Annotated in this window: 16 protein-coding genes and 1 tRNA gene; 8 read left to right on the top strand and 9 right to left on the bottom strand. The window is 56.4% G+C overall.

The genetic code is table 11. The annotated features are described in order from the left end of the window. Position 1: 1 nt before the first annotated feature. From AC1Z3F_RS14095 to uriH, 7 genes are all read right to left on the bottom strand, one after another. Positions 2 to 901, bottom strand: a complete 900-nt coding sequence (locus AC1Z3F_RS14095; protein WP_483566116.1) for a carbohydrate kinase family protein — start codon at positions 899 to 901, stop codon at positions 2 to 4. 9 nt (positions 902 to 910) lie between these two features. Beyond that, complete coding sequence (locus tag AC1Z3F_RS14090; protein WP_483566115.1) at positions 911 to 1546, bottom strand: alpha/beta hydrolase; 636 nt, start codon at positions 1544 to 1546, stop codon at positions 911 to 913. Between the two features lie 34 nt (positions 1547 to 1580). Beyond that, the gene (locus tag AC1Z3F_RS14085) at positions 1581 to 2369 is read right to left on the bottom strand and encodes an enoyl-CoA hydratase/isomerase family protein (RefSeq protein WP_444612421.1); all 789 of its coding nucleotides are present in this window, start codon (positions 2367 to 2369) and stop codon (positions 1581 to 1583) included. 32 nt (positions 2370 to 2401) lie between these two features. Continuing rightward, on the bottom strand, positions 2402 to 3148 hold the full coding sequence (locus tag AC1Z3F_RS14080; protein WP_483566114.1) for a LysR family transcriptional regulator substrate-binding protein: 747 nt from the start codon (positions 3146 to 3148) through the stop codon (positions 2402 to 2404). Between the two features lie 87 nt (positions 3149 to 3235). Beyond that, positions 3236 to 3667 carry a universal stress protein gene (locus tag AC1Z3F_RS14075; protein WP_131089680.1) on the bottom strand — a complete coding sequence of 144 codons (432 nt, stop codon included), beginning with the start codon at positions 3665 to 3667 and terminating at the stop codon, positions 3236 to 3238. A 57-nt stretch (positions 3668 to 3724) separates the two neighbouring features. Beyond that, complete coding sequence (locus AC1Z3F_RS14070; protein WP_483566113.1) at positions 3725 to 4423, bottom strand: dienelactone hydrolase family protein; 699 nt, start codon at positions 4421 to 4423, stop codon at positions 3725 to 3727. A gap of 87 nt (positions 4424 to 4510) precedes the next feature. Then, positions 4511 to 5482 carry a uridine-preferring nucleoside hydrolase UriH gene (gene uriH / locus AC1Z3F_RS14065; protein WP_483566112.1) on the bottom strand — a complete coding sequence of 324 codons (972 nt, stop codon included), beginning with the start codon at positions 5480 to 5482 and terminating at the stop codon, positions 4511 to 4513. Between the two features lie 176 nt (positions 5483 to 5658). Here uriH and AC1Z3F_RS14060 point away from each other — a divergent pair, with 176 nt between their 5' ends. Next, positions 5659 to 6708 carry a LacI family DNA-binding transcriptional regulator gene (locus AC1Z3F_RS14060; RefSeq protein WP_483566971.1) on the top strand — a complete coding sequence of 350 codons (1050 nt, stop codon included), beginning with the start codon at positions 5659 to 5661 and terminating at the stop codon, positions 6706 to 6708. Positions 6709 to 6719: 11 nt separating this feature from the next. On the opposite strand, the gene AC1Z3F_RS14055 is transcribed toward AC1Z3F_RS14060, so the two are convergent. Both AC1Z3F_RS14055 and AC1Z3F_RS14050 read right to left on the bottom strand, forming a co-directional pair. Then, positions 6720 to 7256, bottom strand: coding sequence for a YdeI/OmpD-associated family protein (locus AC1Z3F_RS14055; protein ID WP_483566111.1), 537 nt, complete (start codon positions 7254 to 7256; stop codon positions 6720 to 6722). A gap of 345 nt (positions 7257 to 7601) precedes the next feature. Next, positions 7602 to 7685: transfer RNA gene (locus AC1Z3F_RS14050), tRNA-Leu, on the bottom strand. Positions 7686 to 7966: 281 nt separating this feature from the next. Between AC1Z3F_RS14050 and AC1Z3F_RS14045 the strand changes: the two genes are divergently transcribed. The 7 genes from AC1Z3F_RS14045 to pknB (AC1Z3F_RS14015) are packed head-to-tail and all read left to right on the top strand — an operon-like array spanning position 7967 to position 17330. Continuing rightward, a complete protein-coding gene (locus tag AC1Z3F_RS14045; protein ID WP_131089675.1) occupies positions 7967 to 8779 on the top strand; it encodes an FHA domain-containing protein in 813 nt (270 codons plus the stop codon). Next, a complete protein-coding gene (locus AC1Z3F_RS14040) occupies positions 8776 to 9255 on the top strand; it encodes an FHA domain-containing protein FhaB/FipA (RefSeq protein ID WP_483566110.1) in 480 nt (159 codons plus the stop codon). The genes AC1Z3F_RS14045 and AC1Z3F_RS14040 overlap by 4 nt, the downstream gene beginning before the upstream one ends. Before the next feature lie 3 nt (positions 9256 to 9258). After that, positions 9259 to 10656: a PP2C family protein-serine/threonine phosphatase gene (locus tag AC1Z3F_RS14035; RefSeq protein WP_483566109.1), complete on the top strand. Its 1398-nt coding sequence runs from the start codon at positions 9259 to 9261 to the stop codon at positions 10654 to 10656. Next, positions 10653 to 12050, top strand: a complete 1398-nt coding sequence (locus AC1Z3F_RS14030; RefSeq protein WP_131089672.1) for an FtsW/RodA/SpoVE family cell cycle protein — start codon at positions 10653 to 10655, stop codon at positions 12048 to 12050. Before AC1Z3F_RS14035 ends, AC1Z3F_RS14030 begins: the two co-directional genes overlap by 4 nt. Continuing rightward, on the top strand, positions 12047 to 13507 hold the full coding sequence (locus AC1Z3F_RS14025; protein WP_131089671.1) for a peptidoglycan D,D-transpeptidase FtsI family protein: 1461 nt from the start codon (positions 12047 to 12049) through the stop codon (positions 13505 to 13507). Before AC1Z3F_RS14030 ends, AC1Z3F_RS14025 begins: the two co-directional genes overlap by 4 nt. Beyond that, the gene (pknB, locus tag AC1Z3F_RS14020) at positions 13504 to 15363 is read left to right on the top strand and encodes a Stk1 family PASTA domain-containing Ser/Thr kinase (protein WP_483566108.1); all 1860 of its coding nucleotides are present in this window, start codon (positions 13504 to 13506) and stop codon (positions 15361 to 15363) included. The genes AC1Z3F_RS14025 and pknB (AC1Z3F_RS14020) overlap by 4 nt, the downstream gene beginning before the upstream one ends. Further along, on the top strand, positions 15360 to 17330 hold the full coding sequence (pknB, locus tag AC1Z3F_RS14015) for a Stk1 family PASTA domain-containing Ser/Thr kinase (protein ID WP_483566107.1): 1971 nt from the start codon (positions 15360 to 15362) through the stop codon (positions 17328 to 17330). The genes pknB (AC1Z3F_RS14020) and pknB (AC1Z3F_RS14015) overlap by 4 nt, the downstream gene beginning before the upstream one ends. The last annotated feature ends 1 nt before the right edge of the window (position 17331 follow it).

The raw sequence follows: 17331 nt of genomic DNA, 5'->3' as shown, positions 1-17331 counted from the left end.
CCTAGAGCTCCTCGCGTCGTGGCGGGTTAGCGCCAGCTCGTTGCACCGTGACCGCCGATGCTTTGGCCGCAAATTCTAGGGCCTGCGAGAGTTCGTTGATCTGCAGTTTGGCCAGTTTTTCGCGGTTGGATGCACCGATCATGCCGTGCTCGGCAAGCCAGCACAGCAACGTCGCGGTGAAGGTATCGCCAGCGCCCACGGTGTCGGTGACTTCCACAGGTTCCGCGGTAAATTCAGCATCTCCGGCCCGGACGATGCCCCAAGACCCACGTGATCCTGCGGTGGACACAACGATGGCCGGGCCCATGTCTAGCCAGGCTCGCGCAGATTCCTTAACCGAACGCATCGGGTACATCCACTTTAGATCGATGCCTGAAACACGCACCACGTCTGCTTGCGCGACAAAGCGTTCCACCTCGGCCACGGTCTGGGCATGGTTGGTCACCAACGAGGGGCGCAGGTTCGGGTCATAGCTGATGGTCGCGTGAGTGCGGGCCGCCGAGAGCAACGGCAACAGCTCTTCTGGGCTAAAGAGGGTGGCGATGGAACCGGTGTGCACCAGCTCAACATCTTGAGGCAACTCAGGGCCGATGGTTGGCATCTGCCAGTAAGCGTTAAACGCGAACGCCGCACCGCCGGCCGGGTCCAAGATACCGTGGGCAATGACGGTGGCCTCGTCATCGGCGCCACCGATGTACTTCACGTTGTTTTCTTCGAGATAGACCTCGATCTTGCGGCCCTTATCGTCAGCACCCCAACGGGAGATCAGCGTTCCGGGATAACCCAAACGAGCCAGTGATACCGCGACGTTCAGTGGGCTTCCGCCCACAAATTCTTGGGCGGGGGTAATGCCGGAGGCCAAGACGTCGACCAGTGCTTCACCGATCACGGTCGGGTTCATGCTGCTCCTTCAATAGTGCAGGGGTGACAAGGCGGCCACGCAGGCAGCCCATTGGCTACTGTGCGGATCAATCCAAGTGTAATGATCTGAGGCAAACAGTGCGAAGCGATACTCCTGCCCCACTGCCGCTGCTTTGTCGGCAGCCCGTCGAGCAATTTTCACTGGAACATCTTGATCGTCTCGCCCATGAAAGATTACGACACGGGCGGTACTTGGCCATAATTCCACCGGACTGTACATAGCCATAGGTGCATCGGCCAACAGTTCATCCACTGCCCCGTCGCTGAGCTCTAGCCGGCGGGCCCACTCTAGGTCCAGCACTCCTGCCTGACTGATCACCTGCGACACCCGAGGATCACTCGCAGCCAATACGCAAGCCAGCTGGGCTCCAGCGGAGTGGCCGATCACGGTGATCGGCCCTTCCTCTTTAATCAGCCCCAGTGCCAACTTGGCATCGGCCAGCATCTTTGCCGCACTGCCCGGACCACGCCGGTACTCCAAGTTATAGGCGGGGATCCCGCGCTGCGCTAAGTCTTGAGCCAGTGGCAGTCCTAGATCTGCACGGTACTTTTCACGCCAATAGCCACCATGGATGATCATCACCGCCCCCTGGGCCGTGGTGTGCTCTGGTTGGCAAAACTGCAAGTATTGATCCGGGTGCGGCCCGTAGTGCATCACACTAGTTGCCCGGGAATTTCGGCGAGCGCTTTTCCACAAATGCTGAGCGGCCTTCAACCGAGTCATTGGTAGCAAAGGCACGCTGGAAGGATTCGCCTTCCACCACGAGTGCGTCATGAGTGTTCAGTGCATCCATGGTTACCAACGCGGACTTGGCATTGGCTACGGCGGTGGGGGCGACAGCGGCAATTTCCTCGATGGTAGCCACCGCCTGATCGATCAGTTCCTCGGCCGGGACAACACGGTTAGCTAGTCCGATGCGCAACGCTTCCTCGGCCTTGATCCGTCGGCCGGTGAAGATTAGTTCGCGGGCCAGCGCGTTGCCAACTCGACGTGGCAGGCGTACCGATCCACCAAAGCCGGGCACCAAACCTAGGGTGACTTCTGGCTGGCCAAAGCTTGCCTTCTCGGAGGCGTAAATGAAGTCACAGGCCAGTGCTAACTCGCAGCCGCCGCCTAAGGCAAAGCCGTTGACCGCTGCAATCACCGGGACCTGCAAGGCTTCTAGCCGTTCGGTGACAGCGTGCATTTGGCGTCCGTACGCCAAGGCGCCCTGGGCGTCCATCGCATTCATCTGCACGATATTGGCGCCGGCAACAAAGGACTTCTCGCCAGCTCCGGTGATGATCACACCACGGTATTCAAAACCGGTGGTTTCAAACCAGTCAACAAAGGCTTCGAGGTCATTAACCACCTCTTGGGCCAGTGCGTTCAACGATTTGGGCTGGTCGATGGTCAGGATCAGTGCTGGGCCACGCGCAGACAGCGCGAGCGTATCAAATTGCTTCATGACTTCACTCTACCCATGCACCCGAGAGGTTCCTAGCGTTTTTTGCAACCCTTGGATCCGCCTGAGCGCCCCGGCTTGCCACCATTGCTTCGCGCCTGCTTCTTGGCCAGTTCCTTTTGCCGTTTGGCAGCGGCCAGGGATTTGACCTTGGCGTCCAGCTTCGCCTTGTCGTTAATGCGCTTGGCTTTTTGTTCTTCGTTGCGCACCGAGGCTTGGCGGGAGGAGTTAGCGCGGCGTCCGCGGACAATCCCAATAAATTCTTCTAAGAGTACGGTGTCTTCCACCGATGATGGCCAGGCGATGCCTACCTGGGTCGGGGAACCGTCTTCGATGAAGCAGCTGACTACGTCCTTGCGGGCGAAGAGTCGCGCGATGCTCTGCGGAACGCGCAAAACTTGGGCGCCGGAGGCCACTACTTCCATGGCGGTGGGGATGCCACCCACGGCTTCTGGGTAGTCTGCGAGGTCTAACTGTGCAAAGCCTTCCACCACACTGGCAGGGATGGATTCCTCGTAGTATTCAACCTCGTGGTCTTTAGCTGCACAGACCACTTCGAGTTCTTCATACAGCGGGATCACATGGCGGGTTTCGTCTTTAGGTGACTCGCCGCGGTAGCGCACGAAGACCGCGTCGGCCTCGTCGTTGGCCAAAAGGTCAAGAATCGATCCTTCGTCCTGGCGCCAGGCTTTAAGTTCCATGTCCGGGTAGCGCTCCTGGAAGCGATCCATCCATTTGCCGGGGGTGACGCCGGTGGCGTAGGCGATTCGAAGTTTTTGCACCCCTTAAGCCTACGCTGTAGCGGGTTAAATACCGCAGGCGGGCACCGAAGAATCGGTACCCGCCTGATAAGTAGGCCAGAAGTGGACTTACTTGTCGGTCTTTACAACCAAAACGTCGCACGGTGCGGAGTGAGCAACCGAGGAAGCAACGGAACCAAGCACTCGGCCCAGACCCTTCATGCCAACGTTACCGACAACGATCATCGAAGCCTTGCGGTCTTCAGCGTCGGAGATCAGAACGTCGCCTGGCTTGCCGTGACCGGCAGCAGCGGTGATCTTCACGCCTGGAACGGCGTTCTTCACGTCGTTAGCTACACGCTGTGCGAGCTTGCGAGCCTGCTCTGCGTCATCCAGGATCCAGGTATCGGAGCCGATGGAAACAACTTCGGTATTATCCGATGCGTGGGCGGTGATGACCACCAATTCGGCGTCGAGCTTCAATGCCAATTCAGCAGCACGACGTGCTGCGCGCTGAGCGGTTTCCGAACCGTCGACACCTACGATGATGGTTTCTGACATATTGTGCTCCTTTATTGTGAGTGATGCTGTTAAGTGATGGATAACACTTTATGGCCTTTAGGCCACTTTATCCTGTAAAAAGCCGACGGCGCGTTCCCAAGCTATAACTGCCTGCTCAGGGTCGTAGTTTCCCGCGGTGTTTTCGTCATTGTGGAAAGCATGCTTGGCGTCGTAATAGAAGTACTTCACCTGAGCGCCCGACTGCTCACGGATCTGTTCTTCTTGAACTCGCGCCTGTTCTGGCGGGTACATTTCGTCAAAGTTGGCGTAGTGCCCCTGGATCGCGGCGCGTACGCCGGAGAAATCGTTGGGCACACCTTGACCTACCCCGTAGAACGGGACGGCGGCCGCAATTTTTTCTCCCTGCTGCGCGGCGAGCTGCAGAACAAAGCCGCCACCCATGCAGAAACCGATAGCGCCAAGCTTCTTGCTGGTGACATGTTCGCTGGCCAGCAGGTAATCCACCGCTCCGGCCAGTAGCTTTGCACCCTTGTCTTCGGGAAGTTCGGACATCATTTGCCCGGCTTCTTCCCCGTCATGGGTGATTGATCCGCCGTAAAGATCTGGTGCCAGCGCAACAAAGCCGAGCGCTGCCAGACGGTCTGCCACGTCGCGAATGTGGTCCGTTATTCCCCACCATTCCTGAATGACAATGACCCCTGGGCCCTTGCCTGAAACAGGTACTGCGAGGTAGCCGTGTGCTTGCGCACCCGAGGATGGGAACGTCACGTTCTGGTGTGGTGTTTTTCCTGCCATTACGCCTCCTGATCTTCGTGTGACACCAGTTTATGCAGGTCTTGCCCCAAATAGCATTGACTTGCCCCACATTAGAGCCAAGTTGTTCTACTTTCCGGGTGTGGCCTCACCGATGCGCACCAATGCGTCGGTGACCAGGTTCCAGAATCCGTCATGGTCCAGATCTACCGCAACCGAAGTATTGCAGTTCTCATCGGCTGGGGCGCGGAAGTCGGTAACGGTCATACCTAAGGTCAGATCTCCGCGCAGTTCCACGTTCACCGGTGCCTTGACGGTCCGCACGATCCGCGGGTCAATGACATAGGCGACGGCGCAGGGGTCGTGGACCGGCGGAGCGTCGAAGCCCTGGTGATCACGGTAGGCCTGAGCGAAGAAGTCCATCAGTTCGCGGACAAACTTTGCCGGGGCGGTGCCGATGTTTTCAATGCTCGCCACGACCTCGGCAGTGGCCAGCGCCTGATGGGTCAGGTCCAAGCCCACCATCACTACCGGCCATTTCTCGTTAAAGACGATGTGGGCCGCTTCCGGATCAACCTTGATGTTAAATTCTGCAACCGCACTCCAGTTACCGGTGTGGTAGCCGCCGCCCATCAGCACCACTTCGCGAACACGAGAAACGATGCGTGGTTCTTTGCGTACAGCTAAGGCGATATTGGTCAGTGCGCCGGTGGGCACTAGGGTGATTTCTCCAGGTTCGTGACTCATCACCAGATCGATAATGACATCTACCGCATGGCGCGAGTCCAACTCGATGGTGGATTCGGGCTGTTCTGGTCCGTCCATGCCCGAGTCACCGTGAACGTCGGCTGCGGTTTCAACTTCGCGCACCAACGGCCGGGAGCAACCGGCGGCAAATGGAATCCCGGTGATACCTGCGATAGTTCCCACGGCCAGCGCGTTGGCGGTGACCTTATCTAGGGTCTGGTTTCCAGCCACGGTGGTTACTGCCAATAGGTCAATGGCTGGGCTGCCGTGGGCAAGGATCATGGCTACCGCGTCATCATGGCCTGGATCGCAATCCAGAATGATCTTTCGGGGCGTAATGCTGTCCTGAGCCATGGTGCCATCCTCATATCTACCAGCAGGGGGCCGGTTACAGTGTGCGGTGGGAGATGATTGTGAACGAAGACTTGTTGCAGACAAGTTCGCTCGAGCTAATTCTTTCCTGTTAGCCCGTTTACGTCAAGCGCTTAACTATGGGAGTGCTCGGGGAACTAAGCGACTACGATGGTGCCATGACCTATGGCGAAAAGACCGGCAATTCCCGCGAACCGCGACGCATCACCGCGGCTATGGTTGCATCGCATGCCGGCGTTTCTACTGCAACGGTCTCGCTGGTTGCCAATGGAAAGTCTGCCGGGCGGGTCTCGGCAGTTAATGAACAGCGTGTGCGCGAAGCCATCCACGAGTTGGGCTACTTTGTTGATAGCATCGGCAGCTCACTAGCCAAGGGTGTCAGTTCTCTGGTCATCATGGTGGCCCCAGATATTTCCAACCCCTTTTTCGCCAAGGTGATTGCCGGCGTTCGCTCGGTACTGGCCAACGACTACCAACTCATGCTCTCGGTCACCGATGCCGGCGTCTCCCCCAGCGCCAGTGAAACCCGAAAGATCATGGGCCTGCGCCCTGCCGGTTTGCTCGTTCACGCGCCTAGCCAAGAATTTCTTGATGAGATCTCCGGCAATCTACCGATGGTGGCCCTCGACGCCCCGGGCATTAGCGAGCAATTCCCCGCGGTGAACATGGACGTGGCCCAAGGCGCCCGCGATGTTGTTGCTCATTTTGCCGCGCTGGGACATCGCAAGGCCGCCTATTTGGACGCAAGCACCGGAACCGAAACCCTCTCCGTACGTCGCGAAGCATTTTTGGCAGCCGCAGCTGAATACGGCATTGAAGTCTTACCCGGCTCGGTAGCCAGCTCGAAGATCGATGTCACCGCAGCCTCGCAGGTCTTCAGTGAGAACTGGGAAGCATGGGAAAAAGCTGGCGTCACCGCACTGGGCTGCGCCACCGATAATCACGCCTTTGGCGTGCTTCATGCAACCCGTGCGTTAAACATCCATATTCCTCAGCAGCTGGCGGTGGCAGGTTTTGATGACCTTCCGTATTCCGCTACATCTAATCCGGCCATTACCTCGGTGCAGCTCAACGCGCAGGAGGGTGGGCGACAAGCCGCGCTCAAATTGCTGGGTATGATCAACGGCCAGAGCCCCGAGCCATTGCAAAGCATGCTCCCCAGTTCCCTGATTGTCCGCGGCTCAACCCAACCAGAAGAGCAAAGCTAGCTCAAGGCTCACTATTCGATGAGCTTGCCGCTCTTTGCCAGTTCCGGATTGGTGCACGAGGACAGGTCAAAGCAACAAGGCCGACGCTTTCCATCGCGCAGCTTGGAAATGCTCACTTCTACCCGGCGTTGACGAGTTGTTGGAGCCTTGGTAGATCCAACCCATCGGACCCACTCCCAGCGGGCCATCGGAGTCAAACTAGTCCAGGTCGATTCCAGATCGGTAGCCTCATCCAAGGCCTGCGCCAAGTCATCAGGAATTGCGGTCTCAGGCCATACCGAACTTGGCTGCATCTCCAGGTGAACGTGCTCCCCTAGCGCAGCATCAATGTCCGGCGCGTGTTCGTTCGCCAGATCAATCCAATGGCCACGTCGCCCATCGGGGTCGATAACGATCGTGCGGCCCGCAAACTCTCCGAGCAGATCAACCGCCACCTGGCCGCGGCTTGAGAGCAGGTCGCTGGATTCTTGGTCCAAGCGCAGGATCCGATGTTCATTAATGGAGTCAATCGTTCCGTGCACTTCAAATGGTTCTTTAGACGCCGCCATAATGTTCTGCCTTTCGAATTCTCAAAGGAAGTCTAATGCAGTAATGGATCCACGCTGCCGAACGAGGTGCGAATTCAACACGCGGTAACTACGTATAGTCACGGCATTCTCGTGCATGCGCAGTGTGATTTAGGACAGCACGCAGACCGGGCGCGTAGTAAAGGACAAAGACGTTGCTGCCCATTTGCTCAACGCTGCCAGCGTTTAGTCACGAGTTACGGCTTCATCATCTGGTGTTGCACCGAGACCGTGTGCAAGTGCGGGCTGCCCAATGGCGGCCGCCGTAGAAAACAAAATAACCCCTGACATGAACTTTCATTCATTGTCAGAGGTTATTTTCATATGTGCGCGAGGGGGGACTTGAACCCCCACGACCTTGCGATCACTGGCACCTGAAGCCAGCGCGTCTACCAATTCCGCCACTCGCGCATATGTAATTTTTGTTGCCACGTGCTTTTGCAACAAGAAATAGCTTACACACAGATTTTGTGTTCGCCTAATCGAAACCTTTGGCTGTGGTCAGAGACACACGGTCTAGCCTCTGACTACTACGTCATTAAGCGGTCCATACTTCTATCACTCATGTATTTTTCGGCATTTCCACAGCTGAAAACAGTAAGATCAATAATGAAGTTCTGTGTTCACTGCTTTTGAGCTTGAATGCGAGACACTTAGATAAGCAATGGACCATCAAGGAAGGGGCACGAATAATGGGCTTTCTCGACAATGTCGAACGCGGCTTAGAGAAGGTCGTCACAAGCTTCTTTCGTGGAACCAGCACCGCAGACCTGAAGCCAGTTGAACTGACCAGCGCCCTGCGTAACGAAATGGACCGCGGAATCCTTCCAATCAGTGAAGGACGCAGCCTTGCTCCGAACGACTTCGTCATTTCGTTGAGCAGCAAAGACTTCTCGACCGCAAAAACCTGGGGACGTGCCGTAGTCAACGAGATGGCTAAGGTCACCGCGGAACACGCAACCGTCCAGGACTACACCGTTCACGGTGACATCATGATCCACTTTGTCTCCAAAGATGATTTTAAGCCTGGTGAGATGGAAATCAGCGGATCCGTCAAGGAATCCAGCTCCAATGTAGCGGCTTCCGCTCCGGTAAAGATGCCAATTGGCAAGCCGTCTTCCTCAGCTTCTTCAAGCGCCAATGGGCAGTCGCGTCCAACCGTGCGCCCAATTGAAGAAATCCCCAAAGTTCCTACGCAGAAGCAGGCAATCCTCGAGGTTGCCGGCCAGCGTTATGCACTACACCATCACTCCATCGTGCTGGGACGTTCGGCTAGCACCGACATCCCAGTTGATGACACCGGAGTTTCACGCCAGCACATCCGCGTGGAAACCCGGGGCAAGACTAGCTTTGTCGTCACTGATTTGGGTTCCACCAACGGAACCTACGTCGACGGCAAGAAGATTTCAGCCGAAACTCGTATTTTTGATGGCTCGATCATTACTATCGGTCAGACAAAAATCGTCTTCCGACTAATTACCTCGAATAATGGAGGTCGCGCGTGAACGATCTGGTTCTAAGCCTGTTCCGACTAGGCTTTCTGGTGCTCATCTGGCTGCTCGTTTTGAGCGTTGTCGGATCGATGCGCCGTGATTTGGCCGTCGGAAAACGAGATCGCACCGGCAAGCCAAGCGCCCGTCAGCTCAAGAAGCACCCCGAGCTGGCTGAAACGGAAGCGCCAGCACGTAAGCCGGCTACCACCTTGGCCATCGTTGAAGGTCCGCTGGCTGGCAACAGCATCCCACTAAATGGTCAGCCGATCATGTTCGGCCGTGCTCAGGATGCCACCGTTGTCTTGGATGACGATTACGCTTCTGGTCGCCACGCACGACTTTTCCCTCAGGGATCTCGTTGGTTTATTGAAGATCTGGGCTCCACCAACGGAACTTTTGTCGGTGAAACCCAGCTTTCACGCGCCCAAGCAGTAGAACTAGGACAGCGGATCCGCATTGGAAAGACTGTCTTGGAATTGAAGGCCTAGCCTATGGCCCTCAAACTCAAATTTGCCGCAAAGTCTGATGTTGGGCGGATTCGTAAGAAAAACGATGACTCCGCCTATGTCGGTGAATACCTTGCGGTACTCGCTGATGGCATGGGCGGCCATGTCGGTGGCGACGTCGCCTCGGCATCTACCGTCCTAGATTTAGTACACCTAGATCATTCAGACATTGAAGATCCCCAAAACGCCTTGCCTGATGAAATTCAGGCCGCCAATCTGGTCTTGAACGAACTTGTCGGTTCCAATCCGAAACTCTCGGGCATGGGAACCACGGTCACTTCATTGCTGCTTTCTGGTACCACCTTGCAGATGGCCCACATTGGTGACTCGCGAGCCTACCGGCTGAAGCACGGCACTTTTGAGCAGATCAGTCGCGACCACACCTTTGTGCAGCGACTTGTTGACGAAGGTCGGATCAAGCCGGCCGAGGCCGAGGTCCACCCCCACAAGAACGTTCTTTTGCGCGTTCTGGGTGACTCGGATGCCTCACCAGAACTTGATGTTCAGCAAATCGAAGCTGAGCCCGGCGAACGCTGGATGCTCTGCTCCGACGGTCTGACCGACGCGGTGTCACTGCCGGTGATTGAACAGATCATTCGCAATACCGCGAATATGGATGAAGCCGTCAATGATCTGGTCGCCATCACCCTGAAGAATGGCGCACCGGACAACGTCACCGTTGTGATGTTTGAGGTCATTGAAGACACCGCCACGGACCACAGCGAACCAGCCGTCTTTGAGCCTGCGCCAGATACCGCCCAGCTAGCTATTGCTGCTGAGGGCGATGTTGAGGCTAGCGCATCACTGCTTCGCCACGAGATTTCACAGCGCCCACACTTGCTGGTGGGAGCGGCTCAGTTGGCCACGCAGACCGGGCAGATTCCGGTGGTCACCCAGTACACCGGTGAACGTCGTGCCGCGGCGCTGCTCACCCACCGTTCACCAGCCGCAGGCCAGGTGCTCGATCCGCTGGAGAGCCCAACCGCTCACCGCCGTTGGATGATGCCGATCCTGCTGACCCTGGCTGCTTTCCTCGCGGTGGCCCTGGTCGTCTGGGGTTACATGTGGACGCAGACCCAATACTTTGTTGGCACCGTGGATAACAAGGTCGCCATTTATAAGGGTGTTCCGCAAGAGCTCGGACCGATTTCGCTTTCGGAAGTCGACACCGTCTCCCAGGTTCCTGTTGAATCTCTGCCTGAGTATTCGCGCCAGCGAGTTGAAGCCAATATTTCGGCTGATAACCGTGAGCACGCGCAGATGATCATTCAAGAACTGTTGGTCACCGCCAAACAAAACTGTCCGGTGCAAGCCCCCGGAAGTTCAGAAACATCAAGCAACCAAGCCAAGTTGCCCGCCTACTGTCTGGAGATCATGCAGTGAACGAAGTGCAGACCGCCCCGGTACCACGGCGCAATCTTGAGCTAGTCCTGCTCATCCTGGCTCTCGGCGTCGGCGCCGCGGCCTTCTACTTGGTCGGTAGTACCACCGAAGGTGTCGACAACTCCGACTTCTACGTACAGATGAGCATCATGGCTGCACTGGCCTTGGTTGTTCACGTATTGCTACGCATCTTTGCTAAATATGCTGATCCGGTAATACTTCCAATTACCATTGCTTTGAACTCTCTTGGCCTAGCCATGATTCACCGCATTGACTTGGCTAAAGGCACTTCTCAGTCGGCCCGACAGCTGCTCTGGACCGCTATTGCAATCGTCATTGCGGCCGCCGTTCTGTGGGCCGTGAAGGATCACCGACTTCTGCGCCGCTTTACCTATATCGCGTTGCTGGTATCCATTCTGTTGCTGTTGTTGCCTTTGATTCCTGGATTGGGTGTCACCATCAACGGTGCGCGAATCTGGATCCGCATGGGCAGCTTCTCTCTGCAGCCTGGCGAATTGGCCAAAATTACCCTGTCGATCTTCTTCGCAGGATATTTGTCCTCAAACCGCGACTTGATCCTGATGGCCGGCCACAAATTTGGCCCACTGCAGCTTCCACGTTTGCGCGATATGGCGCCAATGTTGATCGCTTGGTTGCTGTCCATCGGCGTGCTGGTGGTCCAGCGTGACCTGGGTTCGGCCATCTTGTTCTTCGGCCTGTTTATCGTCATGGTCTACGTTGCTACCGCACGTATTTCTTGGGTACTGATTGGCCTGCTGATGGTCGCTGTTGGCGGTATAGTCGCCGGGCTAACCATGAGCCACGTAACCCGTCGTCTTGATGTTTGGCTTAATGCTTTTGACCCAGCGATCTATCAAGCCACTGGTGGCAGCATGCAGATCGTTGAAGGCCTGTTCGGCATGGCCGACGGTGGACTCTTTGGCACCGGCCTTGGCGCTGGTTCCCCTTACCGGGTTCCACTAGCAAACTCGGACATGATCATCGCTTCCTTCGGTGAAGAAATCGGTCTGGTCGGCGTCACTGCCATCGTTCTGCTGTACATGCTGCTGGTTTCCCGCGGTTTGCGCGCAGCCTTGGGCTCGCGTGACACCTTCGGCAAGCTACTGGCGGCCGGCCTGTCATTCACCTTGGGACTGCAGGCCGTGGTCATCATCGGTGGTGTCACCCGATTGATTCCACTGACCGGTTTGGCCACACCATTTATGGCTGCAGGTGGTTCGTCATTGCTGGCGAACTGGATCATCATCGCGCTGCTGCTCTTGATTTCCCACAATTCACGACGCCCAACCTCAGGCGTCTCAGGACCCACCGATGAAATTGCAACGCCCACAAAACCTAAAACTTCAATCACTAAGGCGGTGAAGAGCAAGTGAATCAGGCTATTAAGCGAGTATGGATCGCACTGACCATGCTCTTTATCGTTTGCCTTGGCGGGCTGAGCTACATCCAGTTCTTCGATGCTGACAAACTCACCGACAACGCGCTGAATAAGCGCCAGCTGTTCCGTGAATTTGATCTTCCCCGTGGCGCCATTTTGGTTGATGGCAAGCCAATTGCCGAGTCGGTCCCAACCGACGACGGACAGTTTGAGTACCAGCGTGAGTACACCAATGCTGAGATGTATGCACACCTCACCGGTTACTACTCGCTGGCTAACGGCACCACCCAGCTGGAGTCCTCGCTCAACGATTGGCTCACCGGCAGCAGCTCGGATCTGCTTTACGATCGTTTGCTGGCAATGTTCACCGGCAAGAAGACCGAAGGTGCTTCCGTCGAGCTCACTCTGGACGGCGATCTGCAGAAGACAGCTTTCAACGCCATCCCTGACGGCGTGAGGGGAACTGTCATTGTCACCGATCCAAAAACCGGCGACATTCTGGCCATGGCTTCCAAGCCGACCTATGACACCAACGATCTTGCGGTGCACTCCACTAGCAAAGCTGCCGAGAACTTGAAGAAAGTCAGCAAGATTGATGGCCTGAGCCCTTACCTGAATCCTGCGATTAGCAACTTGGAATATCCAGGTTCCTCCTTCAAGATCTTGAGTACTGTTGCTGCGTTAGAGTCCGGAAAGTACGATCTGGACACCTCGATCAACAACCCAACTTCGGTGCGATACAAGAATTCAACGAGGTCGATGAACAACTTCGGTGAAGGTGTTTGTGCCCGTGAGCCTCGCGCAAAGTTGGCATTCATCTTTGCCCAGAGTTGCAACACTCCGTTCTACGAGATCAGTAAGACCGTAGGTAATAAAGCCTTTGGTGATGTTGCAGAGCGCTTTGGCTTCGGCCAGCAACTGAACATTCCGCAGCGCGTGACGCCAAGCCAGTTCCCTGCTCAAGATGCTGACGAATCCGAATTGGCCCGTATGGCCATCGGTCAGGGCAGCAACAAGGTCACCGCCCTGCAGATGAACATGGCCGCCATGGCCATCGCCAATAATGGTGTGATCATGAAGCCAAACATGATCGATAAGGTCATTGCCCCGGATCTTCGAGTCGTCGAAGAACCAAAGCCTGAGAAGTTCTCCACGGCCACCTCCAAGGAAGTTGCCTCGCAGCTCAAGGAGCTTATGGCAGGGCCCGTCACGCGCGGTACCGCCATGAATGCGGCTGTTGAAGGTGTGGACTTCCGTGCCAAGACCGGTACCGCTCAGTTGCGAACCGAAAATGGCGTCGCCTACGTGAACTCGTGGATGACCGGTTTCGCTCCAGCAGATGATCCTCAGGTCGCCATCACGGTCACCTTGCAAGACGTAGATTACGACACTGGTCACAACACGACCGGTGCAATCATGAAGAAGATGTTAAAGGCGGTGTTCAACAAGTGAGGCCAATAACCGGCACCACCTTGGGCGGTCGTTACAAGCTCACCGATCGCATTGCAATCGGTGGCATGGGCGAAGTTTGGAAAGCTCGTGACCAGGTACTTGGACGCCTCGTGGCGATCAAGATCCTCAAAGAGGAATACACCGACAACGAAAGCTTCCTGACGCGTTTCCGTGTTGAAGCCCGACACACCGCACTGCTGAACCACCCTGGCATCGCCGGCGTCTTTGACTACGGCGAGGAGCAGGGCTCGGCATACCTAGTCATGGAACTCGTTCCTGGCCCGCCGCTGTCCACCATCATCGAGCGCGAACGCAAGCTCGAGGTAGATCGCACCCTCTCACTGATTGCGCAGACCGCTCGCGCGTTGGCTGCCGCTCACGAGCACGGTCTAGTACACCGCGACGTGAAGCCGGGCAACATCTTGGTCATGCCTTCTGGCGTTGTGAAGATTACCGACTTTGGTATCGCACGCCTGGCCGACCAGGTGCCGTTGACCGCCACTGGTCAGGTGATGGGCACCGCCCAGTACCTCGCTCCAGAGCAGGCCACCGGACAGAACGCTACCGGCAGCTCCGATATCTATGCCTTGGGTGTCATCGGTTACGAATTGCTGGCTGGGCGTCGTCCGTTCACCGGCGAATCGCAGATCGCCATCGCACTGGCTCAGGTCAATGATGCTCCCCCGGCATTGCCGGAAACCATCCCTGCTCCGGTTCGTCAGCTGATCATGTCGATGTTGGCCAAGAACCCATCGGATCGTCCAAAGAGCGCCACCTCGCTGGCCAAGGCTGCCGACGCATTGCGCGCTGGCGATACCAACACCGCCACCATGGCGGTTCCTGGCATGCTGGCCACCGGCATTTCTGAGGACGCCACCCAGGCTTTGAACCTGGACGCTGACGCTACCCGCGCAATGAATCGCGCGGACCCTGCACCAACGATGACTAACTCCATGCCTACCGTGGCTGAACCTGTGCGTACCGCCAGTGGCCTCACTGCGGCCGCACCTCTGGGTGCCAGCGGTTTTGATGACGAAGATGCTGACGCTCAAGATCCTGCACCGCAGGAATCAAAGCGCAGTCCTTGGTTGATCCCACTGATCGTAGTTATTGTTCTGGCTGTAGTCATCGGTCTTTTGGCGTGGCTAATCCCTGCCATGAGCAGCAACAATGACCCTGCCGCGTCTTCCTCGACGGAAAGCTCCGAATCAATTTCAGAGTCGGCCGATGAGTCTTCCTCACCGTCAGAAGAAACTACCGAGCCTTCCGAAGAGAGCACCGAGGCTTCGGAAACTTCTGAGTCTCCAAGCGAAAGCGAAAGCCCTAGCGAAAGCGAAAGCGAATCTGAAGACCCTGAAACTGTTCAGGTTTCCTCCTCGCTGGTTGGCAAGGACATTGACGAGGTCACCGCGCAGCTCGAAGGCCAAGGCCTGAAGGTAAACGCAGTTGCCAAGGAATCTTCCGATACTGATCCCCGCAAGGTTATTTCGCTGACCCCCACCGGAAACGTAGCAGTTGGCGAGACTATTACTGTCACCTACGCCAAGGCTCCAGAAACCGTTGAAGTGCCATCGGTTGTTGGCATGAGCTACTCCGCTGCCCAGACGCAGATTCAGAACGCTGGATTGGCAGTATCCAAGGGTGAAGAACGCAGCGATTCCTCAGTGGCTGGCACCGTGCTGAGCCAGAGTGAGGCCGCAGGCAGCCAAGCTGAGCCTGGAACCACCGTGACCTTGGATGTATCCAGTGGTCCAAAGGAAACTGCTTCGGCTACTCCGACCCCGTCGGAGACCCCATCTGCAACCCCGTCCGCTTCGGCAACTCCGAGTGAATCGGCTCAAAGCGAAGCGCCATGAGCGAAGTTGACGCACTGCCGCCAGGTCTGCCGCGACTAATCAATGAACGATACGAGATCGAATCGCTCATTGGTCGTGGTGGCATGGCGGATGTCTACCTCGCCACGGACCATGTACTCTCCCGCAAGGTTGCCGTTAAGGTCTTGCGCCCTGATACCGCCAGCAATCCTATGGTGGTCAACCGTTTCCGTCGTGAAGCCAAGGCAGTCGCGGCGCTCGGTCATCCAAACATTGTCGCCGTATATGACACCGGCGAATTACCTGCCACAGACCAGCAGCGTGAACGCTTGCCGTTCATGGTCATGGAATATGTCACCGGCAAAACACTCAAGCAGGTTATTGCCCAAGGTGGCATCCAGCCAGAGTTTGCTGTCCGCATCACCCGTGGTGTTGCTGAAGCCCTAGGCCATTCGCACGCCAACAATGTGGTGCACCGCGATGTTAAGCCGGCCAACGTCATGGTCAGCGATGCCGGGCACGTCAAACTCATGGACTTCGGCATCGCACGTGCGACCGATAATTCGGCCACCATGACCCAGACTGCTGCAGTAGTGGGCACCGCCCAGTACTTCTCCCCTGAACAGGCTCGAGGCGAGCAGGTAGATTTCCGCTCCGATATCTATTCGACCGGTTGCCTATTTTATGAACTGATGACCGGACGCCCACCCTTCACCGGAGACTCCCCGGTTTCGGTGGCGTACCAGCACGTTGGTGAGATCGCTACGGCACCCAGCGACGTCAATCAGGATCTAGATCCCATCTATGATCCGATTGTCGCCAAAGTTCTTGCCAAAGATCGGGCTGACCGTTTCCAGTCTGCTGATGCGTTCGCAACGGCCTTGGAAAACGCCTTGCACGGGATCGAATTCCACGAAGATCAGGCTCAAGCAACCCCATATACTTTGCCTATTTATGGCATCCACGACAATACCGAAGCTGGTTTTGCTGCTGCGTCGGCTCCGATGACCAATGAGCACCCGGTATTCACGAGCGAACATGAGCCGGTACAAACTACACGGCACAAGTCGAACCGCGCTTTGATCATCTTGCTTTCGCTCATCGCTTTGTTGGCGGTAGCCGTTGCCAGTTTCTTGGTTGTCCGTTCGATTCAGGCGGATCAAGAGAAAAACGCTCCGGTAGCAGTCCCTGACGTAAAAAATATGTCAGAAGATGATGCCAGCAGCTTGTTGCGTGACGCCACCTTCAACGTCAAAGTTGAACACGAATTCGATGAAGATGTAGATACTAATAAGGCCACTCGTACCGACCCCACGTCGGGTACCGAGGTAGCCAAGGAATCTACGATTACTCTTTACCTTTCCAAGGGTTCAGAACAGCGCGAAATCCCCGACAATCTGGTCAACCAGTCTGAGGCCACCGCTCGAGACGCTCTGAGCGAGGCTGGTCTGGAAGTTGGAAAGATTACCCGAGAGAACTCAGCGACCGTGGACACTGACCGGATTATTGAAACCAATCCAGAGCTAGGTTCTAAGGTTAAGGCCGGTTCAAAGGTCGATCTGATTCTGTCGACCGGAAAAGTCGACGTCCCTGACGTAACTGGAATGACAGAAGACGAGGCCACAGAAGCTCTTACAGCCGAAGATGTGGGCTTAAAACCCCGATTTGATCACGTAGAAAACAACGACTACAAGGCAGGAACAGTTTTCGATCAAGATCCGTCGTCTTCATCGGAAGCTGCGCCAGGCGATGAGATCAAGCTAAAGCTGGCCGAGACGGAAGCTGAGCCGACCCCATCGGAATCCGAGACTCCGAGCCCGGACGAAAGCGAAGAACCTTCTGAATCGGACAGTGCGGATCCTTCTGAGGATCCGACTGAATCGCCTTCTGCAACGCCGTCCGAGTCTGCAAGTGAATCCCCTAGCGAGTCACCTAAGTCGACCAAAGGTCCGAAGCAGGGCAAGCCGTTACCCTCACCAGGGAAGCCCGGTGAGGGCAACAGGTTCTAGT

This window comes from Glutamicibacter sp. MOO4 (genome assembly GCF_056934395.1).
The sequence above is the reverse complement of the archived record's forward strand: the minus strand, read 5'-3'. Positions and strand labels throughout refer to the sequence as shown.